Origin of the sequence: Almyronema sp., assembly GCF_052168255.1 — a bacterium.
GTDB lineage: Bacteria > Cyanobacteriota > Cyanobacteriia > Phormidesmidales > Phormidesmidaceae > Sphaerothrix > Sphaerothrix epifaneia.
Genome location: NZ_JBQLZL010000042.1, coordinates 44,570 through 70,637 on the forward strand (window position 1 = coordinate 44,570; position 26,068 = coordinate 70,637).

The 26,068-nt window shown below is 52.5% G+C and carries 16 protein-coding genes; 7 read left to right on the forward strand and 9 right to left on the reverse strand.

Features of this window, described 5'->3' with window-relative positions:
- Positions 1-16: 16 nt before the first annotated feature.
- Positions 17-712, reverse strand: a complete 696-nt coding sequence (locus ACTS3T_RS09500) for a hypothetical protein (protein WP_377960304.1) — start codon at positions 710-712, stop codon at positions 17-19.
- 613 nt (positions 713-1,325) lie between these two features.
- On the opposite strand from ACTS3T_RS09500, the gene ACTS3T_RS09505 reads away from it, so the two are divergent.
- The gene (locus ACTS3T_RS09505; RefSeq protein ID WP_377960302.1) at positions 1,326-2,141 is read left to right on the forward strand and encodes a pentapeptide repeat-containing protein; all 816 of its coding nucleotides are present in this window, start codon (positions 1,326-1,328) and stop codon (positions 2,139-2,141) included.
- Positions 2,142-2,429: 288 nt separating this feature from the next.
- On the opposite strand, the gene ACTS3T_RS09510 is transcribed toward ACTS3T_RS09505, so the two are convergent.
- The 5 genes from ACTS3T_RS09510 to ACTS3T_RS09530 all read right to left on the reverse strand — a co-directional run bounded on the left by ACTS3T_RS09510 (position 2,430) and on the right by ACTS3T_RS09530 (position 12,327).
- Positions 2,430-3,275, reverse strand: coding sequence for a hypothetical protein (locus ACTS3T_RS09510; RefSeq protein ID WP_377960300.1), 846 nt, complete (start codon positions 3,273-3,275; stop codon positions 2,430-2,432).
- Between the two features lie 186 nt (positions 3,276-3,461).
- Positions 3,462-6,080 carry a UDP-forming cellulose synthase catalytic subunit gene (gene bcsA / locus ACTS3T_RS09515; RefSeq protein WP_377961894.1) on the reverse strand — a complete coding sequence of 873 codons (2,619 nt, stop codon included), beginning with the start codon at positions 6,078-6,080 and terminating at the stop codon, positions 3,462-3,464.
- A gap of 44 nt (positions 6,081-6,124) precedes the next feature.
- A complete protein-coding gene (locus ACTS3T_RS09520; protein WP_377961891.1) occupies positions 6,125-8,470 on the reverse strand; it encodes a cellulose biosynthesis cyclic di-GMP-binding regulatory protein BcsB in 2,346 nt (781 codons plus the stop codon).
- A 38-nt stretch (positions 8,471-8,508) separates the two neighbouring features.
- Positions 8,509-10,791, reverse strand: coding sequence for a tetratricopeptide repeat protein (locus tag ACTS3T_RS09525; protein WP_377961888.1), 2,283 nt, complete (start codon positions 10,789-10,791; stop codon positions 8,509-8,511).
- A 12-nt stretch (positions 10,792-10,803) separates the two neighbouring features.
- Positions 10,804-12,327, reverse strand: coding sequence for a porin (locus tag ACTS3T_RS09530; RefSeq protein WP_377961886.1), 1,524 nt, complete (start codon positions 12,325-12,327; stop codon positions 10,804-10,806).
- A 1,626-nt stretch (positions 12,328-13,953) separates the two neighbouring features.
- On the opposite strand from ACTS3T_RS09530, the gene ACTS3T_RS09535 reads away from it, so the two are divergent.
- From ACTS3T_RS09535 to ACTS3T_RS09555, 5 genes are all read left to right on the forward strand, one after another.
- The gene (locus tag ACTS3T_RS09535) at positions 13,954-14,997 is read left to right on the forward strand and encodes a response regulator (RefSeq protein ID WP_377961883.1); all 1,044 of its coding nucleotides are present in this window, start codon (positions 13,954-13,956) and stop codon (positions 14,995-14,997) included.
- A gap of 167 nt (positions 14,998-15,164) precedes the next feature.
- On the forward strand, positions 15,165-15,542 hold the full coding sequence (locus ACTS3T_RS09540; RefSeq protein ID WP_377961881.1) for a response regulator transcription factor: 378 nt from the start codon (positions 15,165-15,167) through the stop codon (positions 15,540-15,542).
- A gap of 4 nt (positions 15,543-15,546) precedes the next feature.
- Complete coding sequence (locus ACTS3T_RS09545) at positions 15,547-16,056, forward strand: chemotaxis protein CheW (RefSeq protein ID WP_377961878.1); 510 nt, start codon at positions 15,547-15,549, stop codon at positions 16,054-16,056.
- A 92-nt stretch (positions 16,057-16,148) separates the two neighbouring features.
- Positions 16,149-19,649: a methyl-accepting chemotaxis protein gene (locus ACTS3T_RS09550; protein ID WP_462934923.1), complete on the forward strand. Its 3,501-nt coding sequence runs from the start codon at positions 16,149-16,151 to the stop codon at positions 19,647-19,649.
- A 3-nt stretch (positions 19,650-19,652) separates the two neighbouring features.
- The gene (locus ACTS3T_RS09555) at positions 19,653-22,631 is read left to right on the forward strand and encodes a hybrid sensor histidine kinase/response regulator (RefSeq protein ID WP_377961872.1); all 2,979 of its coding nucleotides are present in this window, start codon (positions 19,653-19,655) and stop codon (positions 22,629-22,631) included.
- A 214-nt stretch (positions 22,632-22,845) separates the two neighbouring features.
- Here the strand turns inward: ACTS3T_RS09555 and ACTS3T_RS09560 are convergent, their stop codons facing one another.
- The gene (locus tag ACTS3T_RS09560) at positions 22,846-23,742 is read right to left on the reverse strand and encodes an alpha/beta fold hydrolase (RefSeq protein ID WP_377961869.1); all 897 of its coding nucleotides are present in this window, start codon (positions 23,740-23,742) and stop codon (positions 22,846-22,848) included.
- A 151-nt stretch (positions 23,743-23,893) separates the two neighbouring features.
- Between ACTS3T_RS09560 and ACTS3T_RS09565 the strand changes: the two genes are divergently transcribed.
- On the forward strand, positions 23,894-24,424 hold the full coding sequence (locus tag ACTS3T_RS09565) for a gamma-glutamylcyclotransferase (protein WP_377961866.1): 531 nt from the start codon (positions 23,894-23,896) through the stop codon (positions 24,422-24,424).
- A gap of 40 nt (positions 24,425-24,464) precedes the next feature.
- On the opposite strand, the gene tsaB is transcribed toward ACTS3T_RS09565, so the two are convergent.
- Together tsaB and ACTS3T_RS09575 are read right to left on the reverse strand one after the other, a co-directional pair.
- A complete protein-coding gene (gene tsaB / locus ACTS3T_RS09570) occupies positions 24,465-25,076 on the reverse strand; it encodes a tRNA (adenosine(37)-N6)-threonylcarbamoyltransferase complex dimerization subunit type 1 TsaB (RefSeq protein ID WP_377961864.1) in 612 nt (203 codons plus the stop codon).
- Positions 25,070-25,993 carry a pentapeptide repeat-containing protein gene (locus ACTS3T_RS09575; protein WP_377961861.1) on the reverse strand — a complete coding sequence of 308 codons (924 nt, stop codon included), beginning with the start codon at positions 25,991-25,993 and terminating at the stop codon, positions 25,070-25,072. The genes tsaB and ACTS3T_RS09575 overlap by 7 nt, the downstream gene beginning before the upstream one ends.
- Positions 25,994-26,068: the final 75 nt, after the last annotated feature.

The window sequence follows — 26,068 nt, forward strand, 5'->3', positions numbered from 1 at the left end:
CTTAACCGGGTTGTTGCTAAGCGACTGACACTAATTGGGCTTGAGATTCTTGCACCCAGACGGCATAGCCCTGGTTCATCCGGGTCAAGATGGCGGCTCGATCTTCCTGGCTGAGCTGCTCGATGGCCGCTAATGCCTGTGCTTTAGATAGACCAGCGCTGAGCAAGCTATAAAACTGCTGATCAAATTCAATCGCATAGAGTTGCTCTTGCAGGTGGGGCACCTGAATACGGCAACGCTGGTATTGACCGGGAAAAATCACCACAGTATGACTGCTGTCGGAGTCAGCCGCCGCCGCCAGCGAAGGTAAAACTGGCTCTGGGCTGGCAGTTGGCGCTTCGGTGGGCCACTCAAAGGTAGCGCTCGCCAAGGGCAACGCGGCCAGTAGTGGCTCAGCGGCAGGTGCAGCAGCAGGCTGGGTCGCTTTTGCAGCGGCTGCTTTTTGGCGAGCGACTTGGCGCTTGCGGGCTAGCTCAGCCGTGGCTATACCAGCCCCCGCACTTAAAACAATGACACTGCCAATATAAGGAATTGCAACGTCTTTATGAACTTGGCCTAAACTCATGGCCGCTGCCTGGTTAAAGACGGGCAGTTGACTGATGCTATCGTTGGCGGTTTGTTTAAGCACAGCCGGTAAAGTGAGCGCTGAAAAAACAGAACCCGCTACGAGAACGGCTGGCAGAAAAATATTGCGGATAGGGAAATCTTTCATGTTTAAGTCTGACTACTGAAAACGGCTGAAATTGTTAACTGATAAAAGTGTCGAAATCAGTATTTAAGAGGTTGCCAACTGCTGTTCAGCTTTGAGAGAGCTTGACTTTAGCAGGTTCTTTTTAATTCTTTTGAGAATTTAATTAACCCCAAAGCCAACCTTGACTGCTCTCGCTAGCAAATCTCTCAGGTTTGCTCTTTGGCTCAACAACCTGCCTAGGTAAAAGACTAGCCATCTAAACGCTCAGAACCAGATTATTAGCTGGTTTTGGCTGCTGATTACTCAGTCTGATCCGTGGTTTGGGTGTTGAGTTGAGCGCCTGGTGTTAGTAACTGATTTCGTCAGTTAATCTCTCTCATACACAAACAAGAGCAAAAGTCAAAGGCTATAAATCGTAAAAATTTGCCGACTTTTAGCAATCATTCAGTAAAAAGAAGTAAGCGAAGTTACTTTTGAGTTAAACCTGAATGAAGTTCTCCTTTATTATACTTAACTGTCTAGGTAATAGGCGTTTACAAGTTTAAACGTCAGACAAAGTTTGTCCGAATAAAATCAGCTTTTTGCGGTTCAAATTTACAATAATTTTAAGGTGTGCATTCGGAAAATACCTGTCGTGTTCGAAGAAGGGATTAAGCCTGATAAAGTCGGCTTAAAGCTTATTCAATCGCCTCATCCTACAGTCAAACTTGAACCGATGAATTTCAACGCATTTTTGTTCAGCACCCTGCTTGTAGCTGCGATCGCACCCGTTGCGGTTTATACTTTTTCAGCCACGGAGAAAGCGGCTGAATCTGAGCCTGACAGTTCCCCGCCTGAAACAGCAGCCTGGATTGATCCGCAAACCCAACTGAGTCCATTTGAGCGTTTGCAAAGCGCCAATGAATGCTTGGCCTGCAATTTGGCTCAAGCTGATTTCAGAGGTTTAGACCTCAGCCGAGCTAACTTAAGTCAGGCAAATTTAGCCCAGGCAAACTTTTCGCAAAGCCAATTGGTCAACGCGGTTTTGCAACAAACGCAGCTAGAGTCAGCTCAGCTCATTGAAGCCAACGCCACGGGAGCCGATTTTGGTAAGGCTAACTTAAAGCAAGCTGACTTAACGCGATCGCAACTGATGCAAATTAACCTGGTGGAGGCCAATTTAGAGCAGGCAATTTTGGCGGAAGCCGAACTGCGAGAAGCGGCACTTAATCAGGCTAGGTTGCAAAAGGCTAATTTAGCCAACGCTAGCCTCTATGGAGCGGTTTTACGAGAGGCTGATTTAGCCGGAGCCAATCTGCAAGGGGCAGATTTGCGTTATACGGACTTAACGGCGGCTAACTTTAAAGGCGCTAACTTGGCAGGGGTTCAACTAGAAGGGGCAATCTTACCGGATGGCAGCAACTACAGCGGCAGTGACGACATTATTATTCTCTCTGGCGACAGTCAGTAAGAACTGCTACGCAAAAACCGGGGTGCTTGGCTCAAGCATCCCGGTTTTTTATTTGAGGTTGAATTGTTTTTGGCGGGTTATATCAATTCTCGATTTTGGATTTTCGATTTTGAATTGAACAGTCTTTGCTCTGCATACGTTTCGTCATTCTCATCTGTACCTTTCTTTTGAAAAATCGGTGTTATTGCTGTCGCCACCTGCGTAGAAACCCTTTAATGGCTGCAAGCCGCTGACCGCAAGCCTTTCATTTTGCCCGCTGCTCTTAGCTTTCTGCTTTTAGCGATAGTTTCAGTAAAGCAATTCTTCGCGAGCGACAGGGGCGTTGGTTTGGCGTTGATCAGGAAATTCCAACTGCCGCGTATTGGGTGGATCGGGCAAATCTAAAAAGCGATTGCCCCAGCCGCCGTTGATGTCTTCGGCGCGAGTAGCCACTGGAGTTGTGGTTCCGGTGGGTAGGTTAACGGCTAACACTTGGCCTGTTTGCAAATAGCGGTTGCCCTCGGCAGTGGTTTGCACAAAGCGGCTAGCAAATTGGCGATCGCGGCGGGCAAGCTGCTGTTCGATCGCCTGCAAATCATGAATAGGAGCTAGGGTGGCTAAAAAAACGACCTGGGCTTCTGGCTCAACCGCTAGGGCTAGATCTGGTTCGGTTAGCTGCCAGGCTTCTTGAAACTGACCGCTAGGGGCAACGCGCCAAAGCTCCAGTTGGGTTTGCCAGCGATTGCCTTCAACGTTTACCGTATCGTAGGCCAGGATAGAGTAAGTCGGTTTAGGATCAACCGTTTTGAACGGCGACTGGCTCAAGTGCAGATAGCGAACCGCAATCACCGTGAGTTCGGTTCCTTTGGGCAAATCAGCCGTGCCTGAAAGGGTATATTGGCCGGGTTTAGCGGCTGGCGCTACCTGAATTTCGAGGTTGGCTTTGGCTCGACTGGTTTGAGTACGCCACACCAGCGATCGCGCAGAAGTGCAACTCGCCGCGATCGCCAGAACCAGACAGCAGGTAACCAGACTTCTCAGCAGCCGCCAGTTGGCCAGGATGGTTTCAAAATTGGGGTTCATGACGAGGAAAGAGGGTGAAGTTGCGTTGACGAGAGGTTGAGCCGCTGGGTGGGGTCGGGCTAAAGGCAGCATGAAAGGCTTGCGGTTAGAGGCTTGCAGCTATTTAAGGGTCTTATACCAATTCTTCAAAAGAAAGGTACAGATGAGAATGACGAAACGTATGTAGAGCAAAGACTGTTCAATTCAAAATCGAAAATCCAAAATCGAGAATTGATATTAACCCTGATGGCTACAGCGGACGCTGTCTAGGCTACGCGCCTATTCAGTCAGCGTCCGCAGCAGGTGTTTAATTTTGCGTTGTTGTTTAGCTTTCAAGCTTTCGGGAAAGCGTAGCTCTAGGGCTACGCGCTGGCTGGGGGGGGCTGTAGGCGTTAGGGCTAGCGGTGCCAGTATCTCTACTTGCATCACCTGCGCCAGCAAGCTTTGAGCGTTTGAATCGGTTGCCGTTTGCCCCACCAGCAGCCCCAGCAGGGGTTGACTTTGCTCTAGATGAACCTGCTGCAAATCTACAGTCGTTTCTAGCTCAACCCGTATTTCTTGTGAGCTAATTTCGCTCACCACCGCCGCCAGTGCCTGATCGCCCCAGCCTTCCCAGTACAGTTCGGCGGCGGCTGTTACCCGCTTACGCACCTTAACGCCGCGCTCAGGCTGAAATTCTCTAAAGGCTCGCTTCAAGCTGGTGACAATAAAACCCAACGATTGAAAAGGGCGATCGCGCTCGGCTCGGTATTGCGAATACCACTGGTTCACATCGCAATAGATGACAACAACCAAATCATCTAGCTGCGTTCGGCTAGGATTGACAAATTTTACCGACAGCAGCGTTTGTAGCTTTGGCGTGGCTGTAGCTCTTACAATGGCCGCATCCAGCAAAACCCGCGCACCATAATCGCCCACTAGCTCCACCTTGATCTGGTCAGCAATATTGGGCCATACATCCATGCAGATTTGGGCACCGCTTTCGCTGAGGTTAAGGGTTTGCCCCTGCCAGCTTTGGCCTTCACTGTGAATAATCGCCTTGAGCTGGCGCGGCATTCGGTGAGCCTGACGCAACTGGGGCTGCTCAAAGGCGGCCAGACAAGCGGCAATAACCAGCAGCAAATTAAAGACACACCACAGCGCATTCACCAACACCGCCTGGGTATCGTCTGGGCTGAGAATTAGCCAAAAAGGAATGGCCAACAAAGAAGCGCCCGTAATCACGCCCAAAATGACCAGATAGCGCACCGTATCTAAATCAAAGCTGCGTTCGCTTACAGTCAATCCTTTGTCAGTTACGTTAAACGACCCCAGTTTGGGGTTGACCAGCGCCAAAAGCGTAACAATGCCCGCCTGAAAAGACAGGGCAAATTCATAAATTTCATTCCAAAAAGAAAAGCGCACATGCTTGTAGGGAATATGGTTGGCCTGCATAGACAGGGCAATGTGCGGCAGGGCATAAAACAGCGTTTCTAGCCCTAAGCCTTTGACGGCGCTAATGCCAAAGAGCAAAAACAAATTGGGGGCGATCGCATACATCAGGCGCGGAAAGCCAAAAAAGAAGTGAGACGTGGCGCTAAAGTAGCAAATTCGCTGAGATAATCGTAGCTTCAGCTTGCGATTAAACAGCGGGTTTTCTAGCCGCAAAATTTGAGCCATGCCTCTAGCCCAGCGCACCTGCTGACCAACAAAGGCCGAAAACTTTTCGGGTGCTAATCCGGCTACCATGATTTTGTCGTAATAGACCGTTTCATAGCCCAGTGAATGCAGCCGCAGGGCTGTATGGCAGTCTTCGGTGACGGTTTCGGTAGCAATGCCGCCCACTTGCAATAGGTGCTGGCGGCGAATCACTGCCGCTGAACCGCAAAAAAAAGCCGCGTTCCAAAAGTCATTTCCTTTCTGCAGCACTTTATAAAACAGCTCATTGCCAACGGGTATCCGCCCTTCAGTCAGCAAATTACGTTCAAACGGGTCAGGGTTGTAAAACCAGTGAGGCGTCTGCACCAGCGATACCCGAGGATTTTTGAAAAACCCAACGGTTTCTCGCAAAATATTGCGAGCCGGAATGTGATCGCAGTCGAGAATCAGTACCAAATCGCCTTCTGTCCGTTTGAGCGCGGTGTTGATGTTGCCTGCTTTGGCGTGGTCGTTGTTGTCACGCACCAGCAGGTGAGCGCCTAGCTCATCGCACATGTGCTGTAGCTCTACCCGTCGTTCTGGATATTTGCGACCATCATCTAAGACATACACTCGCTTTTTGTCACGGGCATAGTCGGTTTCAATCGCTCCCAAAACCGTTTTGCGCACAATTTCAACGTCTTCGTTGTAGGTGGGAATGTAGATATCTACATTGGGCCACTGGTGAGTGGGAATGGTTGAAAGGTCAATGGAGCGCCGTTCTTTAACTTTGAGCGTTTGAAAGTAGGTCAGTACCAGCGTGGCAATGGCATAGAGTTCGGCGCTAAACAACAGCAGGCAAAAAAAGCTAGAAATCCAGTTGTCAAAGTTGAGCGTATATTGACTGCGATAAAACAAATATCGTCCGGTCGTCAGCAAGCTCAGGGCAATCAAAAGCAAATGCAGCGCTTCTGAGGTGCGGTTGCTTTGAGCCTGTTCTTCTAACTGCAAAACAAACTGACCCATGCTGATCAGCAGCAGCGTAATTAAGCCCTGCTGCCAGACGCTAGGACGGGTGGTGATCAACGGAATGCAGAAAATGCCGACAGCGGTGGCTAAAACCAAAAGCTGCTGACGGCTCAGCCATTGCAACACCCAGTCAAAAATAGCGGGCAAGCGATCGACCAGCCAGGTGTGGGCTAGTGTGCTTAATCGTTGCCATAGGGGTTGTAAATAGCGTTGCAGCCGAGCGGAACGTCGTTTTTTAGAAAAACTAACCATGAGTGCCGGATATCAATAAAAGGGCAGGCGCGATCGCGAAAAGCTTAAGCATCCGAACGCGACAGGCGCTGGATCAACTGCTGGGCAATGCCGTAAAAAATCAGCGCGGCGGCGATCGTACCCGTCGAGAGAAACAGCCAGTGACGCTGTAGGCTCAAAAAGAGCTGTCGGGGTCTTTTTTCTAAAGAGGTGCGCTGCTGTTGCGCCTGCTTGAGCACCGTCAGGTCATAGGCTTGCGGGTCGTAAGGATCGGGGGTGGCTTCGCTGGCGCTAATCAACACGGTGTCGCCTTCTAGCTGATAAAACAGCGAATCTTGATCTAGCAATTGCCGCACATGGTCTAAGCCCGCTGCTGTTTGGGCACTAAGAGCCAGCAATACCCGCTCTTCATTCCAGGGCGATCGCATTTGCTTCACCAAGCCTTCATCATCGGGGAGGGTCTGAATCTGGCTTTGCTGCCATTGCCGCGAAAAGGTATGACCAAGCTGAAATCCCGCTGCCGGGTCAAAAGCTTCACTCAGGGGAAAATCTTTTTGTAAGCCAATAGCAATCAGATGACGATCTTGCTTTATCGCTGCTGGAATTTGGCTGGCTCGATAGACCGCTAGCTCAACCGATTCAGCTTGGCTGAGTCGGCCTAGGCGTTCGCTCATTTCTAGCATTACCAGCAGGTCGCTGCTGCTGGGTTCATCGGGAACTGCGATCGCGGTTTGCGAAAGATCCTGTGGCGCTGCAAAAGGAAATCCATATTGCAAAAGCTTTAAGTCAGGTAGCCAAGCCGCAATCTCACGCACCAAATCAAACTGAGTGTCTGCATGAATGGTGCCCCAAAGCTGCTGATCGGTGACCCGGCTGCAAGAGCGGCGCTCGCGGGGGTCAAGCCGAAAGTTAACCTGCATTTTGGAATAGGGTTTGATCAAATCGGTGGGCAGATTGAGCTTGATACTTTCTCGCGTCCCGCCATCCTCCGATCGCAGGCGTTCTCCACCAATGGCCACCCCGTCAATTTTGACTTCCACCTGAGACGTTAGCGGATTCACCTGCGGCCCATAGCTATAGCTCAGCCGCATACTGCTCCCCGGCAAAAACTGATCGTCTGGCAAGGCCCGAAAATCGAATTCTAGAGCAGGCGCTTGCGACCCCCAAACCGTCACATCAGCAAAAGTCTGCTGGTTGAACGTTTTCAGCTCCTGTAGAGCAAAGGAATCTTGCGCTGGCAAATATTTGGGCCAGTCGCGGGTGGGTGGGCTGGGCACGGCTGCGAGTTGCTGCACTAAAATAGCCTGTCCGGTGCCAATGGCTTCGGCATCACTTTGCACCAAAAACTGAGTCGCTTTAGCCACCCCCGCTGGCCCGTTGCCTGTAGCCACCAAAACAGGTACCTGATTGTCGAGGGTGGTGGTGAGGGCCAGCACCCCAACATCGGCTGGCAGAGGCTGGCCTTCACCATCTAGGAACTGGTTATCTGTGAGCGTCAAAGGCAGGTCTAGCGCCGTCAAAGCGGGTTGCTCAGCAGGGGTACCGATCACAATCAAATGTTCGTCGGCTTCAATTTGCTCAAGCGTCTCAATCAGGCGCGTCTCTAGCGGTCGATAATCGACAATGCGACCCAGGCTACTGTGCAAGCGGCTGGCGGCGGTCAACCAGGTTTCTTCAACGGTTGCGGGTTGGAGATAGGCGACCTGATTGGGTTCTAAGCTCAGCACATCCACAATGGGATAAGGATACTGCTGAAAATCGAGCGGGATAGACTGAGGTTCAAAGTCAAACACCAGCTTTGAATCAGGCAGCACTTCTGACCACAAGGACGGATCAAAGGGGTCTTGGGTGCAGGTAGGTGAATTGTTTTGCAACGCGGCAACCACCACTTCGTTATAGTCGCGAATTAGCCGTGGCGGAATCTCAAAGACCGCATCCCCCAGTTCTCCTTGCTTGCGATTGAGCGGTACGCTGCCAATACTGGTGCCGTTGACCAACACCGTCATGTTAGATCGGGTGGCATACAGAGCTGCCGAGTGGCGATAGCGCAGCAGCACTTTGACGGACTGAGTTTGCCAGTTGCGCGGTCGGGTAAACCAGAGACGAGCTTCATCGTAGATGCCTTCAAACCGCAGCCGATCTTCTACAACCGGGCTGCGGTTAAATTCCAGCACATACTGACCCGCAGGAGCCGCTTCAACCACCGGAGCCGCCAGCTTAGGCGTGGGCAGCGGCAGAGTTTGGGTGGTGGCTTCCGGTTGGGCAGCAGGTGTTTCTGGGCTAGATGGCTGACCATAGACCGGGTCAACCATCCAGACTAAGCTCGTGGGCAAGAGCAAACAGCTAGCGAAAAAGCCGAGTGGCAGTGGGCGACAAAAGGAAGGCATGGCGGCGTCTCGAAAAGTCATCATCAGGTTTGTGGTCAGGCGGGTAAATCGATCAGCAGCGACTAGTACCGCTCCCAAAAGGGCTGAAAGCCACGGCGGCGCAGAAAATTAATCTCAATGTGCTGGATGCGATGCGCTGGCGGTTGTTCCAGACTGCTGGCTTCCTCTGCACCTTGGAGGTCGCTAAACTGTTGCAACGCAGCGATCGGCTGATCTTGGGCGAGCTTGAGTTCTGCCAAAATGCGGCGCGTTTCCCAATCTTGAGGTTTGAGCGCCAGCACCTGTTCGTAGAGAGTTTCGGCTTGGCGCAGTCGCCGCTGTTGAAAGCGCACACCTGCCAAAGCTGAGAGCGCGTCGGTGTTTTCAGGCTGCTGAGTCAGAACGGCTTCATAGGCTTGGCTGGCGAGGGTTAGCTCACCTAAGGTTTGAGCCACTTCGCCCTGGACAAAGTACAGCCCGACGGGGGTGGCTTCTGCCTGGGTAAGCTGCTGCACGTAGGCCAGCGCTTGGGCTTTGTCTGTTTGAGCCAGCCATTGCACATAGCGACGGTTGACGCCGATGTGATCAGGTGCGATCGCCAAGAGAGTTTCATACAGAGTTTGGCGCTTGGCATCAGGCGGTAGCGCTCCGACTAAATCGAGCAGTTCGAAGGAAACCTCGGCGGGGGTCAAGCGGGGGTGAGCAGCTAGCCAATCGTGCAAAACTGTTTCTGCGGCGGCAACGCTGAGGCGTTCTAGCTTCAAAGCCAGGTAGGTTTGGCCTAAGCGGCCTCGTTCGCTTTGGGGATTGCGGCTGAGGATCTGCTCGTAAGCGGCTAACGCAGCTTCCCAGCGCTGCTGGCTTTGGCGAATGCCACTGAGTCCTAGCAGGGCTGTTTCAATCATCTGCGGGGATTGGGATTGGCTGAGAATAGCCTCGTACTGCTGGGCGCTGGCGGCTAAATTGCCTTGCTGCCGTTCGAGTTCAGCCAGCAACAGGCCAGCCGCCAAGTCTTGTTGCCCTGCTGGGGTGGCTTGATAAGCGGCAATAGCGGCGCTAGCGGCTGACCAGTTGCCCTGAGCCATTTCTATTTGCGCTAGGCGAAAGTACAGAAAATCTACCGGGGTAGCGGCGGCAATCAGATCTTGATAAATGGGCAAAAGAGCCGGATCGCGGTGATCCAACCGAATTAGGGCTTGGCCGATTTGCTGCCGCAGGGTGGCGTCATCGGGCAAGGGTTGCAGCAGGCTTAAAAGTTGCGATCGCAGTTCTAAGGGCGTCAACTCTCCTAGCTCAGCCGCCAAAATCAGCCGTTTGGTTTGCAAAGCAGGCTGATACGGTGAAGCGGTCAAAAGCTGGTCATAGATCTGTAGCGCCGTCGCTTGAAAGTCGGGGTCTTCGCTGAAGACATCAGCCACTTCTGTAACCAAGCCAGGGCTAGGATTGGCGGTGGCCACCAGCGCTTGCTGATAGAGCAAAACGGCTTCGCGGTAAAGGGCTGTCTCGCCAGCTTGACGGGCAATTTGACTGAGCGATCGCGCTAGGGGCAGCCTCGCATCGGGGCGATCGCGTAGCGGTGCCAACGTGTTTAAGGCGGCTTCTGTTTGCTGGTTGCTTTGATAAGCTACCGCTAAAGCCGAGCGTAGCTCCAAATCATCAGGGGCAGACTGCAAGCGCTGAGTTAACAGCGCGATCGCTTCTGAGGGTCGCCCTGCTTGTTGCAATGTTTGGGCGTAGGCAGTTGCCCCTGCGGCTGATAAGGGCTGGCCCGTGGCTAAATACTGTTCAAACAGCGCCAAGCCTTGCCTGTAGTTGCCGCTGTAGGTATAAATTTGAGCCGCTGCCAAAATTGTTGCTGGGGCAGGACGGTTGCTTAGCAGGCGTTCATAATCGGCGATCGCCTCGGCAAAGCGACCCTGATAGCCCAACAAGAGTGCCCGTTGCGCTTGGGCAGCGCTGTCATCTGGGTTAATTTGCAAAAGCTGGGTCAGCGCCAAAATGCCTTGGGCTTGCCACTCAGGCCGATAGCTACCCAGTTGGCCAATGGCCGTGAGGGCAGGCTGATTATTAGCCTCTAGCGATAGAACTTGCTGATAGGCTTGCCAAGCTTCGCTATCGCGTCCGGCTCGCTGATAGGCTACCGCCAGCCCCAACCGCGCCGCTACCGACTGCGGCTGTTGCTGTACGGCTTGCTGAAACTGTTGAATGGCATCGTCAACCCAACCCCGCTCTAAAAAGCTGTAGCCAGCTTGCACGGCGCTGCTCTGGGCGATCGCAGGCTGAACTTCTAAGCTATTGGTTAGCGTCAAACCTGCTGTGAGATAAAGAGCCTGCAGGGCCATCGTTAATTTGCGTTTGTTTGCCATCGCTTTACTCCTCTACCAGTCTGCTCTTAGACGAAATCCCACAACGGTTTCAGACCACTCTTCGCGGCTTTGCAGGCTAATGCCTGCCCGCACACCTGTGACAATCGGCGCATCGTAAAACAGCTCCCAAACATCCGGTCGTTTGCCTGAGCGCAGGTCGTCGTTGGTTAGTTGCTGACCATAGGCCAACCCCAAGCGGTCTTGGTCGCTAAACACATCCAGGGCATTGAGTCCCAGGCTAAAGGTGCTGCCACCGCGATTAAGGTCGGTGTTTTCGTACCAGCCATAGCGACCAAACAAGCCTAGATTCAGCGGTTCGATAAAATATTCAGCGTTAAAGCCATAGGCCACTTCGCGATCGGTTGCCAGCAGACCAAAGCGGCCATTGTTGCGCTGAAACTGAAAGATTTCACCAAAGCCGTCATTTTCGCCAGCATCACGAGCGGTTGCATAAGTACCGCGCACAATCAGGTTTTCTACGCGAAAGCCCACTTCAGCGGCAAAGCCATCAAGGGCAAAGTCCCCTAGATCGCGAGTAGAAGCAAAAGCAGCGGCTTTAAGCTCTAGCTGGTCGGTGGCGCTCCAGTTCACCAGTAGCCCCGGACGAGTGGCAATCCCGGCGGCACTGAGAGCCGGATTCGTTTGAAAAGCGGGACTAAAAAAGTGGGTTGCCCCATCTTTGGCAAAGCTATTGCGGTCAAAATAAGACGTTAGATCGAGCAGACCCGCGACCAAACGCAAATTCGGTAGTTCACGGATTGGCGCTGCCGCCACGTAGAGTTCATTGAGGCTCAAGCCTTCCTGACGAGAATCGACAAAGGCTTCGCCCGTGGTTAAGTCTACGGTGGCACCGAAAAGTACCTGCTCACTAACGGCATAAACAGCCGTTGTTCTTAACCGTCCGGCAAATTCATCGTCTTGCACAATCGCAACCGCCTGAAACGCTAGCAAGGGCTGATAAGTTTGCAAAGGCTCAGCCTGCGGGGGCAGATCTGGAGCGGCTGCATCCGTTTCAGCAGGGAGGAATTCGTCTGCGCTGGTTGCAGGATTCAGTTCAATTTGGGCTGTCTGCGGGGCGGCGTTTTCAGCCTCAGCAGCGGGGATGGGAGGCGTTGCCTGGGCGATCGCGCCACGTTTCAGACCAATTAAGCTAGCTGCGGCTGTCTCAGGTGGGCTGTCGGTGGCGAGACTGGGCGACTGGTCGGAGAGGGGGGGGGCTACCGCGTTGGTAGCCACGGCTGCTGGCGCTTCTATTGGCTCAGGAGCGGTGGCGGTGGGTTCAGGGTCAGCCGGTTCATGGGGTGCTGCTGCAGGGCTAGCAACCGGATTGGCGGCTGATAAAGTGTCTGTTGGTGAGGCAGCGATCGCCCACTCAGCAAAATCCGGTTCAGTTGCCAATACGGTTGCCTGCGCCGAGGGGCTACAGGAATAAAAGCCGAAAGTCAGCCAAAAACTGAGCCAGAAAACCTGAGCTGGACACAAAATGCAAGGGCGATCGCCTGCGAAAAACCGAAAATCAGGGGCGAAGTCTTTCATAATCGATCAGGGAGCGCAGTTGCTAATAAAATCGTCGTGACAGTGCTTCAGTTGACCGTGATCACGACCCCAACTGAAGCTGGTTTGAACCGTCAAAATAGCTGAATGACCGCGTTAAAAAATTTGCCAGTCGTCTGCAGGCAGCCAAAGACCCATCGATTCACAAACCCTTGTCGTTTGCGCTAACCCTGGCTAGCAGGGCTGAGTCTGAGTTTGCTTATGAGAGTTGCCGCCAACCCCACCCCAACCGTTGAGGGGGGTCAAGGCTTTGTCAATCAATTAACAGAGAACCTGGTTAGATCGGCTAAACCTATCTACAGCAACGCCTAATCGCGTTTGCAATCGGCTGTAGCCGCTGCTGCCCTGAGGCTTTGCCGCTGGAGCAAGCCCACCTGGCGGCAAAGACTGCCTGCAAATCTGGCGGTCTGGTTTACCCAGATAAAACGCCCATATTGGAAGTAACTTAAAGCTTGTCAACCCCAAACTGCGCTGGGTCTTGAATCAGACACCACTGAAGCAGTTCGGCAAAGGCAGGAGTCATCGACTCGTGCAGAAATTTAAGCATTTTGCGGTAAAACAACCTTTTCAAAAACTATGGACTGAGTTTTCGGCGGTTGAGTTTAGAAGAATGAACCGAGATGCACTGACCTCAGCACCAGGAATTTGCCCCAACCTGGCTAGAGGTGACGTTTCCGAACGCCTTCGATTTGCAAGCTAACTCATCCTGGGTGCAATAAACAGAGCCAGTGGGCAATATTACGCACAATTCTTGACGAAGCTACGCCAAATGGCTGAGTTTTTAGCTAAGGACTGACATTTTTTAAGCTAAAAAAGGGACGAGCGATCGCCGCTAATCAGGCGGGCTTTCAGTCAAAAAAAAGCTACTTTTCACAAAATGGGCTGAAAATTAAAGCGTTCTTTATAAACCCATAAAGTTAGAAATTAAGTCTGAACGTAGACAGTTTTTGCTTCAAACTATTGCTACTAAATAAGCAATTTTACTTATTTATTTATTCTGAACACTTCTAGAATTCATCAATATATCACGTTTTGCTTTCTGCACAAGGATTGAGAATATTCAATGTACGTTTTCGTACTGTCACATTAAGAAACCATAAACTTGCAGAGCCTAAATTGACGCTGTCTCCGGTATTACACGAGTATTGAGGCGTTTGGTCTAAACGACCATGCTGAGTTTACGGAGTTGAGCTGGTGCCCCATCCAGCTAGAAGAATTGAAATCTGATCAGAATCAGGTCATCTCGCGCTTTCACTTACCAGGGTGCTTAATCTACTGGTCTTTAAACTGCAAAGTTTTGGCTGCTCACAAATCCACCAGCAGTGTTGCACTGAGAAAAGCGCATTGAAGTTTGCAAAATTCAAGCTTAGCGACTTGATTAACAGCTAGTTTGCTGCGCCCCTTTGATCGGTTGATAAACCGCTGCAAAGGCAAAAAATACTCTGCAAATTCTTTAGATGATTGAGCTAACGGTAACGGCAACTGCGGTTACCGGGTGGCTTGACGCTGGCTTGCGGCTAACTTGGCAGTTTTGAAGACCTGTCTGACTGATTTCTCTCTCTTTCAAGCGGATTGGCTGAAATGCGCACAAGCACAAGTGTCCTTGCTATGAATAGCTATTCTTATCGCTCTCCCCAAGAACTACACCTACTCAGCATCTTGGCGCAGGCTGCAAGTCGGCAAGCGAGTGGCTGTTTACGGGTTGCCGATGCGTCTAATGTTTGGATGCTTTATTTAGAGAAAGGAAAGCTCATTTATGCGTCTAATTCTTTAGATCCTTTTGGCCGACTCGATCGCTATTTGCGTCGCCTCAATGCCCAGATTCCCAGCTTAGCAAGTCCGGTGCGGGTTCAAATTCGGCTGTTGTTTGAAAAGCCGATTGAAGAAGACATCAGCCGCTGTTGGGACTATGAAGCTATTTGCTGGCTAGTCGGCCAGCAGTACCTAACCCCTGCCCAAGCGGCTGAGCTAATTGAAGCGCTGGCTAAAGAAGTGTTAGAAACCGTGTTGCCGCTGCAAATGGGCAACTATGACCTGCTGGCAGAAGGGCAATTAGCCCAGTTGCCTCGGTTTTGTCACCTAGATTTGCGGCCTTTGGTTGAGGCTTGCCAGGTGCGACGACTCAAGCAGCAGCCTGCTGCTGTGGCCAGTCCCGTAGCGATGCCAGCCACCCCGCTGCGGCCAGCCCCGGCGACGGTCAATTTGCCGCCGACGGTTTCCCCGACGTCACCTGAGGCAGTTGTTCAGCCTGATCAAAGCCAGCGATCGCCCGGTTCTCTGCAAAAGACAACCTACACGGTAGCGTGCATTGACGATAGCCCAACGGTCTTAAACGCGATCGAGGCGTTTTTAGATGACAAAGCCTTTAAGGTTTTGCGTATTGAAAATCCAGTCAGTGCGCTGATGAAGATCATTCGCAACAAACCCGACTTGATCTTATTAGATGTCACCATGCCTAACCTGGATGGCTATGAGCTTTGCTCACTCTTGCGGCGACATGCCTTGTTCAAACAAACCCCCATCATTATGGTGACGGGGAATACGGGCTTGATCGATCGCGCCAAAGCTAAGCTGGTTGGCGCTTCTGGCTACCTCACCAAACCCTTTACCCAGCCTGACTTACTCAAGATGGTGTTCAAGCATTTGAAATAGGCTGGCTCGTCGGTGGCGTAATAGGCTGGCAAGTTCAAGTCACCCTGCTCAGCTAGGGCTGCTCGCTGCTGGCTAATCCACACGCCCCTAGTCGGTGCTGCCTCTACCGCCTGAGCCTTTGTTGAAAAACAACCAAAGTTTTGCTCACATTTCTAGGACTTTCAAAGATGAGTATTACGCTGACCCAAACAATCTTGATCGTGGAAGATACGCCGTCTGAAATGGAACTGATGAGTCACTATCTGCGTGACAGTGGCTACACCGTCGTTGGGGCGGTCACTGCTCAAGAAGCGATCGAAAAAGCGATCGCCCTCAAACCAGCGGTCATTGTTACGGATGTGGTAATGCCGGGTATGAGCGGGTTTGAACTCTGTCGTCGGCTGAAGAAAACCCCGGAAACCGCCAAAATTCCGGTGGTGATTTGTTCTTCAAAAGACCAGGAAATTGATCGGCTTTGGGGTCTAAAGCAGGGTGCCGACGCCTATATCACGAAGCCGTTTACTCAAGAACAACTGATTCGCGCCGTTAAGTCAGTCACTCTCTAATTGCATGAATACTTCAGCTATTGTTCCGCTACCCGATCGCGCTCAAAAAGCGACAGGCGAGGCTCATCTCAAGTTTCACTTAGGGGCTAAAGTTCCGGCTGTTTTTGCCATGGCGCATGTTCAAGAAGTGCTAACGCTACCTGTGCAGCGGCTGACCCCCTTGCCCAATATGCCAGCCTGCATGTTGGGGCTGATGAATCACCGTAGCCGGGTTCTCTGGGTGGTTGATTTAGCCTGCCTGTTGGAAATTAGTCGGCTAGACGTGGCTGCGCAGCAGTACAACCTGATTGTGATTCGAGTTGGCAAACTCAGCCTGGGCTTAGCCGTTCAACAAATTGATGGCATGGTTTGGTTCGAAAGAGACATTATTCAGTCGCCTTTAGGGCAAACCACGACTGGATTAGTGCCTTATTTGCAGGGCTGCATTTGGCAAGAAGACGGGGTTTTGTTGGTGCTCGATACCGCTGCCGTCAGTCAGGCGTCTTTGCTGCGACACCCGGATGTTCTGGCTTAGGCAAATCGGCACCGAAAGCTGCCCTTCTGGCTCCGCCTCGCTTTATATTCACCCCCCATTCGTTCCCACTATTTGTCGAGGATTTTGTTTCCATGACGCATCCCATCAGCGCCTCAAATAAAGTTAGCTCTTTGGCAGCCAAAATGAATACGAACAGCCCGCTGGCTCAAACGTTACCCGTTGCTCACAAACCGACTGAAATGACCTGGCGATTGGCTTCTAACCAGCCGGATAAGGCTAAAAGTTTACGGTTTCAGCTTTTACGGGGAGTTTTGCCCGCTGTGTTGATTCCGCTAGCGATCGCCGGGACGGTTGGCTACCGGGTAATTCACGAAAATCTAGAGGAAGACTTGGCGGAAAGCGTTCACAGCAAAGCCATGCTGGCAAGCGAACTGACGCGCGACTATCTGCAAGAAATTGCCAGCGTTCCAGAACTGGTGGCTGATAATCCATTGGTGATTGAAGCGGCGCAAACGGCTAGCCAGCGATCGCCTGATCTCAATGACCTTTCAGCCGAGGAGGTCGAGCAGCGCTTTGCTGAAACCAAGCTGCTGCGTCCTAGTGAAGCCCTCAACAACTACCTGGCTCAAACCGCTGAAACCACCGGATTGGCTGAGCTGTTTTTTACTGAGCAGCGGGGGCTAAACGTGGCCTATAGCAGCCCCACCTCTGACTTTGTCCAAAGTGATGAAGACTGGTGGCGAGAAGCCCAAAGTAAGGGACGCTGGGTATCTGAGCCGATCTTTGACGAGTCTGCAGGCACCTTTGGCATTGAGTTTAGTCAGGCGATCGCCGATCCAGCTTCGGGTGATTTTCTGGGAGTGGTAAAAGCGGTTGTCCCGGCTGACTCAGCCCGACTTCAAGTCATTCCAGAAATGCTGGAATTGGCCGGACTCGAAGGTTCTCAGCAGGTACAGCTAGTAGATGCCTTTACGGGCAAAGTGCTGCAAACGATCACGGCGGATGGGGTAACCGATACGCGCGAAATTGTTGGCGGTGATTTGCTGGGTGAGGTTGCTCTGACAGTAGACAACGCGCTGGCCGCAGCCACCAACCCGGCTGAACTCTCCGCCGATTTGCAAAATCAATACGACCTCAAAGAGCTAGACGTTAGTCAGTTTGAAACCGACGAAAACAATCAGGGGCTAGTTGTCTCTTTTGTTGCCAGTGGCCGCAAGTATTACTTGTCGGCGATCGCAAATACTCACCTAATGGCGATCGCCTCAATTAGTAATGACGAATTAGAAACGGCTGGTCAGCGGTTGCTGGTCATTTTTGCCCTGGTAACGCTGGCGGCAGCCGGGGTGGCGATCGCCGTTATTTTGCGCTTAGCCAACCAGCTCTCTAGCCCGCTGCGCTATCTCTCTGGCACAGCCGAAGCCGTAGCTGCCGGAAATTTAGACGTAGCTGCGGTGCCCTGTGGTGCCCAAGAAACGCAAACTCTAGCCAATACGTTTAATACGCTGGTGAGTCGGGTTAAAGGCTTTTTGCAAGAGCAAACCAACGCCGCCGATCAGGCGCGGTTGCTATCAGAAATTGCAGGATTTCGCATTCGTAATGCGCAAGACTTGACAACCGCCTTTACCAAAGCCCTTACCGAAGCCCGGACATCTTTAGCCGCCGATCGCATAGTTGTCTACCGCTTTAAGGCCGACTGGAGTGGCTATATTTCGCATGAGTCGGTGGCGGCTGGCTGGCCGGAAGCCCTCAACGACAAAATTGAAGACCCCTGCATTCCCCTAGACCTAATTGAGGGTTATCAAAAAGACCGGGTTGTCGCCACGGACGACGTCTTTAACGCAGGCTTTCATCCCGATCACCTGAAGCTGATGGAACGGCTGCAAATTAAGGCCAACCTGGTTGTGCCGATCTTAAATGAAGGGCAGCTCTTTGGCTTGCTAATTGCCCATCACTGCAACCAGCCGCACGCTTGGCAAAGTTTGGAAATTACCTTTATGCGTCAGTTGGCGCTTCAGCTTGGCGGCATGCTAGACCAGCTTGCCTACCTGCAAAGCCGGACGGCTGAAGCCGAGCGATCGCAAGCCCTGCGAGACATCACGCTAGAAACCCTCGAAGCTGAAACGGCTGAAGCGGTTCTAGCTCAGCTCCCCGTCGAAAAGGTGCGTCAAACCCTACAGGCCGACCGGGTGATTGTCTACCGCTTTGATCAAAACTGGAAAGGCACGATTACGTTAGAAGCCGTCGTTGCCCCCTGGCCGCAAGCCTTAGGTGCCCAAATCCACGACCCCTGCTTTGAGCGCAACTATGTAGAAAAGTATGAGCAGGGTCGGGTACAGGCAACCGCCAACATCTACGAAGCGGGTTTGACAGAATGCCACCTGAAGCAGCTAGCCCCTTTCCAGGTAAAAGCCAATCTGGTTGCGCCCATTAATCAGGGGGGTAAGCTTTTGGGGTTGCTGATTGCTCACCAATGTTCGCGCCCACGACAGTGGACAACCACCGAGATCGACTTTTTTACCCAGGTGGCTACCCAGGTAGGCTTAGCCCTCGATCGCTGTGATTTGCTCACCCAGCGAGAACAGGCAGCAGAGCAAGCCCGCGCGATCGCCTCAGACCAGCAACAGCAAAAAGAAGCCTTACAGATGCAGCTAATCAATCTCCTTGGCGATATTGAAGGCGCGGCCAGCGGCGACTTGACCGTGCGGGCTGATGTCACCGTAGGTGAAATTGGCACCGTAGCCGACTTCTTTAACTCCATCGTTGAAAACCTGCGGCAGATTGTGACCCAGGTTAAAGCCACCGCCCAGCAAGTGAACCGCTCGGTAGGCGAAAACGAAGAAGCCATTCGGCAACTGGCTGACGAAGCGCTGAGCCAAGCTGAAGATATTACCCGCGCCCTCAGCTCGGTTGAAACCATGACCCAGTCAATTCAGTCGGTAGCCGCCAGCGCCCACCAGGCTGCTCAGGTAGCGCGGACAGCTTCTATGACGGCTGAGTCTGGCGGTACCGCGATGGAACGCACAGAGCAAAACATCTTGATGCTGCGTGAAACGGTAGGCACAACTGCCAAGAAGGTGAAGCGGCTCGGCGAATCTTCTCAACAAATTTCAAAAGTGGTTTCGCTAATTAACCAAATTGCGCTGCAAACCAACCTGCTGGCAATTAATGCTGGCATTGAAGCGGCGCGGGCGGGTCAAGAAGGCCAGGGCTTTGCTGTGGTAGCTGAAGAAGTTGGTGAACTTGCCAACCGTTCTGCAGCAGCCACGCAAGAGATTGAAAAAATCGTTGATGCCATTCAGCGAGAAACTGCTCAGGTCGTCGAAGCAATGGAACAGAGCACAACCCAGGTGGTGGAAGGCACCCACTTGGTAGAAGAAGCCAAAGCCAGCCTGGGGCAAATTGTCGAAGTTTCGCGCCAGATTGACCAGTTGGTGCAGTCTATCTCTAGTGCAACGGTGTCTCAGGTAGAAACTTCAACGACGGTTTCTCAACTGATGCAGATGATTGCGGAAGTATCCAAGCAAACCTCTGGTTCCTCTCTGCAAGTATCGAGTGCTCTGCGCTCAACGGTTGCGGTTGCCCAAGAACTACAGGCTTCAGTTGGCACGTTCAAAGTTGATGCTGAGGGGTAAATTATGTCCGACCAAAAGGAACTGGAAATTAAGCTACAGTTTCTCGATGAGGCTCAAGAATATCTTGCAGACTTAGAAGCCGCCTTGCTGGGGCTGGCTCACGGCCAGGTAGAAACCGAAAAGATCAACGCGGCTTTACGGGCTGCTCACTCCATCAAGGGTGGCGCTGGCATGATGGGCTATACAGTGCTCAATCAGCTAGCCCATAAGCTAGAAGATTCCTTCAAGGTTTTGAAGGTTCAAAAACAGCAATTAGCAACCGATTCTGAGCTAGAGCGCTGGCTGCTGGCTGCGGTTGATTGCCTGCGCCAGGTGATTGTTTGGCATCGGCAGCAAAAGTCGGTTGATCCAGCTTGGCTAGCCAGTCAGGCTGACCCGCTGTTTGAGCAGTTGCACCAGCGCTTGGGCGATCCGCAGGCCGAAGACGCGGCTTCTATGCTTTCGCCAGAAGAGGGGCAAGATATTGTGCCGATGCTGTTTGAAACGGAGGTAGAAGGCTGTCTGCAACGGCTAGAAGCCATTCTGGCCGATCCTCAGCAACCTTGCCTCAACGAAGAAGTTATGATTCTTGCCCAGGAGCTAGAAGGGCTAGGGGAGATGCTGCAACTTCCTGCCTTTACGGCGCTGTGCCATTCTGTGGTTGAGCAGCTTGAAGCTACCCCTGCCCAGTATGAAGCGATCGCGCAGCAGGCGGTCGCAGCTTGGCGGCGATCGCAAGCGCTGGTGCTGACCGGGCAATGGTCTTTGTTGCCGACGACGATTGCTGAGTTTGCGGGTTTTGCAGCGGCACCGATGGCTGCAGCCACCCGACCGGAGGCCGAAGACTTGGCCGCGGTTGAGTGGGATGAAACCGTCTCCTTTGAGCCAGGGGTCGAAGCGGCTGACTGGCAAACGACGCCTTCAGTACCAGAAGCGATCGCCGCTGATCGTTTTTTGAGCGCCCCAACGGCGGCCTCTCACCGCTTTAAGGCACTAGAAGTACAGCCCGAAGCGGCTGCAACCGCTGAGGCCGAAGACCTAGATAGCACGGTGCGCGTTTCAGTGAAGCGGCTCAACAGCCTCAACGATCTGATGGGCGAACTGACGATTGAGCGCAACAGTCTTACCCTCAACGTCAACCGCTTGCGCAGCTTAGTAGATGCGCTCAAACAGCGGGTTCACACCTTAGAAGAAGCCAATACCCAGCTTCGTTCAACCTACGACCAGGTTTCAATTCGTCGTTACCTGCCAGCGGCGACGCCTCAGCAGGCGACCAATCAATCAGAATTGCTGGGTTGGGGCAGTTCGGCAGGGGCACCAACGGCGCTGTTAGATCAGGCTTTTGACGAGCTAGAAATGGATCGCTACAGCGATTTGCATCTGCTCTCTCAAACCATGATGGAAACCATTGTCCAGATTCAAGAAGTCACCAGCGACATTGAGCTGGAACTAGAAGAAACAGAGCAAACCGGACGCAGCTTTAACAAAACCGGAAAACAGTTGCAAAACGGGCTAACTCAGGTGCGGATGCGTCCCCTTTCAGACGTGCTTGAGCGTTTTCCACGGGCTTTGCGCGAACTTTGTCTGCAACATGGCAAAGAAGCCGAACTCAAAATTGTTGGCGGCAATACCCTAGTCGATCGCAACATTTTAGAAAACCTGGCCGATCCGCTCATGCATCTGCTGCGAAATGCCTTTGACCACGGTTTAGAAGATCCCGATACCCGGCTGGCTAAGGGTAAATCTCGCCAGGGCTTGATTGAAATTCGCGCTGCTCATCGGCACAACCGCACGGTGATTACGCTCAAGGATGACGGTCGGGGAATCGATCTCAATAAGATTCGCCAGCGAGCCGAACAGATGGGGTTAGATGCTGATTTGCTAGCAGCAGCGAGTGAACCCGATCTGCTTTCTTTGATTTTTGAACCGGGTTTTTCGACGTCGGCTCAGGTGACTGACCTCTCAGGCCGAGGGGTGGGCATGGATGTGGTGCGCAGCAACCTCAAGCAGGTGCGAGGCGAAATTTTAGTAGATACCGAGCCGGGGCAGGGCAGCACCTTTACCCTTTCGGTGCCGCTCACCCTTTCGGTGGCTCGCATTCTCTTAGCTGAAAGCCAAAACATGGCGATCGCTATTCCCACCGATGCCATGGAAGAAATTCTAGTGCTGCCGTCGGCAGACATTCTAGCAGCGGCTGACAATGAAGGGTTTAAGTGGGGCGATCGCCTGATTCCGCTGGTGCGGCTCTCAGACTGGTTACGTTTCAACGGGCCCCGCCCTACCTACAAACTAGAAACTCCTCCAGCCATTGATGCGCTGACGGTTTTGGTGGTCAATCATGGGGGGCAGTGTGTGGGCTTACAGGTTGATCGCTGCTGGGGGGAGCAAGAAGTGGCGATTCGCCGAGTAGAGGGTGATTTACCTTTGCCTTCTGGCTTTAGCAACTGCACCATTTTGGGCGATGGTCGCGTTGTACCTTTGGTGAGTGTTCCAGAACTGCTGCACTGGATTACCAGCACTCAGCGATCGACAACGCCGCCGCCTAAACCCACCGTTAGCCTGTCTTATCAGTTGGTAGACCAGGCTAATCGGCAGTCTGGGCTGCTGGCTGCCAGCGCTGGGCGGACTCGACCGACGCTGCTCATTGTAGATGACTCGATTAATGTCCGGCGATTTTTGGCGCTGACGCTAGAAAAGGCAGGCTACCGGGTTGAACAGGCGAGAGATGGACAAGATGCCCTCGATCAGCTCCAAAACGGCCTGCGTCCGCAAGCGGTAATTTGCGATATCGAAATGCCGCGCCTAGATGGCTATGGTTTTCTGGCTAAAGCTAAAGCGGATGCCGCTTTTGAGCCAATTCCGGTGGTTATGCTGACCTCGCGTAGCGGCCAAAAGCATCGTCAGTTGGCGATGAGCCTGGGGGCAACGGCCTATTTCTCGAAGCCCTATAACGAGCAAGTGTTGCTACAAACCCTGGGTCAACTAATTGACGTAGCAGCTTAGCGATCTGGCTTGCTGCCACACCTCCCTAAAAAAGCGATCGCAACTGATAGCTAAAGGCAAAAAACTGAGGACAGAGGGCAGAAGGAAGGCTGCTTTGTCAAAAACTGGCAGCGATTGCAGGGTCTCAAATCAGGTGGCTATCGCCATAACGCATCCCTGGCCTAACGGTACGGGGATGCGTTCTTACTGATGGTGCAAACAGGTTAGATCACACTCATGACAAAGTCGTTAGCCAGTTTAGAATGGCTGAATTCACCACCTCTGGCCGCTCATCATGGGGGCAATGCCCTGTTTGCGGAATAGACTGAAACGTCACCATCGGTTGCGCTTCTGCCTGTTCGCTCAACTGGCGATAAACTTCAGCTCCTTTGATCGGCGTCCAGGGATCTTCTTCTCCCCACAGCACCAGCAAAGGCTGCTGAATTTGAGGCAACAACGCTTCTGGCTTAGGCCCAGGCGGCGCAGTCACAATTGAAGCAAATACCTGCTGCGCACCCGGATCGCAGGCAGGCCGATAGAGCATTTCTACTAACTCGTCAGTAATGGCGGCTGGATTGCGATAAACCTGTTTTAGCGAACTCCGAATGCGATATTTTTGCCGTACCTGATTAAACACAAACGGCCCTACCACCTTAGAACTCACCAGCTTTGTAAAGACCCCCATCACCAGACGTAATGGCAGTATCAGTTCTTCGGGGCGATGGTTTAAGCCGCCTGCACAGTTGAGCAACACCCCTGCCTGGGCTAATTCTGGGTGGTTGGCTAACATCATCAGCGTTAGTAAGCCACCAATAGAGTTGCCGACAAAGACGGCGGGCTGCTGTACATGCGTCTGGCAAAAATCTTGTAGCAGACTTTGCCATAACTCAAGGGTATAGTCGAGGGCGGGCTTAGCCGATTCACCAAAGCCAAGCAAATCTAAGGCATACACTCGGTAGCCAGCGGCGGCCAATACGGGTATATTCTTGCGCCAGTGACCGACAGAAGCCCCGAAGCCATGAATTAAAATCAGGGGTTGTCCGTCTCCTTGTACTGCGTATTTAATTTCATGGCCTTGCCACTGCCAGCTAGACTTTTCAATGGCTGGAGGAATAGCAGCTTGAGCGGTCATAAGTCTTTAAAGGTTTGAATCTTAAGCTTTTTTATCTTAGACGGTTTGAAGATGGCTTGCGGTTAAAGCGCCGTATTGGCTATTGATTTTTTGCTAGAATTCTGCTCAATTGTTGCCAATTTTTTCTTAGTTTAAGAGGCGATCGCTGCTGATGTCTGTAGAGCCGTTGTCAGGACTTACCGCAAACGCTGACGTATCAGAAACCCATTTTTATTACTTTGCCTACGGCTCTTGCATGTGCCCGGTAGACCTGAAGCGATCGCTTGCCGAAAAAACTCACGCTTATGTGATTGGTCCCGCTACCCTCAAAGGTCATCGTCTCGGCTTCTATCGGCGATCGCGCCTGCGCAACTGCGGAGTTCTCGATATTACCCCCGATCCGCACTCGACGGTGCAAGGCGTTCTCTATCGGTTGCCGTGGCGGCTTAGCGATCGCCTAGATGAACGCGAAGAAGGCTATACCCAAACGTTTGTCACCGTCGATTGCAACGCTCGGCAATACGCTGCCACCCGTACCTACACCGTCCTGGAAAAACTCACCTACGAAATCGCCCCCAACGACTGGTACTTCAACGTAGTTTTGCGAGGGGCGCTCACCTGTGGCTTACCCGAACAATATTGCTGGCAGCTCTTTCACCACATGCATCGCCTGCAGCAGCAGCAGGGCAGTGCCGTCGCTTAGGCAGGTGGCTAAAAGGGGGTTGCCGCTTTTTTTAGCATTTTCAATTTTTAACCGGATGTTGACCGTAATAAGGCAAAGCGGCTGACCAATCAGGGCGATCGCCTTGCTGCCAGCTTTGATAGGCCAGGTTTAACACAGCGCTAACCGAGTCGGCTAGGTTGCCCTCGGCCAGTACCAGCCGATAAGGCTGAGGCCAGACGGCAAGCTTAGATTGCCAATCGGCCAGGGGCATGACGGTATCTGCCAGAACAGGCGTCAGGCGCTTAGCCGTCACCTGATAAATAGCGCCGTAGACTTCACCGCGCTGAGCTTGCATCTGAACAGCAATGGCCTGCTCAAGAGTTGGCTGCGATCGCTCTGCCCAAGCAGCCAAGCTAGAAACAGCAAACAGCGGCAGGTTGAGCGCCTGAGCCAACGTTCGAGCCGTAACGACGCCAATGCGCGTTCCGGTAAAGCCCCCCGGCCCTTTAGCGACGGCAATAAAGCTCAAATCTTGCCAAGTATAGGGCTGGATAAATTCGGCCAGGTAGTCGTGCAAATAGGTCGAGAGATCGCGACCCAAAGGCCAAACCCGTTGGCGATCCACCGTCTCAAAATCGCTCAGCGCCAACCCTAAAGCCGGACTGCTGGTATGAAGGGCCAGTCCTAACATTCCTCTTGAGAAAAAGCCAGTTCACCAGGCAGCTTAGCCCCGGTTAGATCCGCCGCCGTCAGGTCAACTTCGGTCAAAATTGCTTGCGTCAAATCAGCATTTTGCAAAATCGTGCCTTTCAAGCTAGCCCCAGTGAAGTTGAGCGAGCTGAGATCTTGCCCCGAAAGATTGGCCTGATTGAGGTTGGCTCCGCTGAAGTTACTGGCTTGCAAATTAGCCCCGGTCAAATCGGCTCCGGTTAAGTCAGCCCCTAGCAAAGTCGCTCCCGCTAGATTGGCCTCCGTCAAATTAGCGTTAACCAGCGTGGCTCGATTCAGCCTTGCACCTTTTAAGATGGCCTGGTTAAGGTTGGCATTATCTAAATTAGTGTTGAGCAGTCGCGCGTCGGTTAAGTCAGCCTGTACCAGGTTGCACTGGCTCAGGTCAGAGCGTTGCAGATCGGCGCGTTTGAGATAAGCCGATTGCAGGTTGGCCGCCTGTAGACTAACGCGGCTAAGTTCTGCCCCAACCAGGCTAGCGGCGCTAAGATCAACTTCCGACAGGTTGGCTTCACTCAGGTCAGAGCGATTTAGCGTAGCTCGGGCTAAGTTGGCTTGCTGTAAGTTACTGGCGCTGAGGTCAGCCCCTAACAGGTTGGCCTGGGCTAAATTGGCCTGCACCAAATTGACCTGGTTCAAATCAGCCCCGCTCAAATCCGCCTGAGTTAAATTGGCCTGATGTAAATTGGCCTCAGTGAGGGTTGTACCGATAAGGTTAGCGCCTGTGAGATCAGCCGTCTGCAAATTGGCCGCTATCAGCTTGCGCTGGCTCAAATCGGCGTAGCTTAAGTCAATGGTGGCGGCACTGTTTTGCGTGCGCCATTGATTCCATTCTTCGCTACCTTGGATAAGTTGTTGAAGGTGCTCCTGATTTGCCATAGTGCAGCCCTATTCGTTCACTTCTGCGTACAGAACCCTCGCGTTTATCATTGCACACTTCCCTCAAACTCCGTA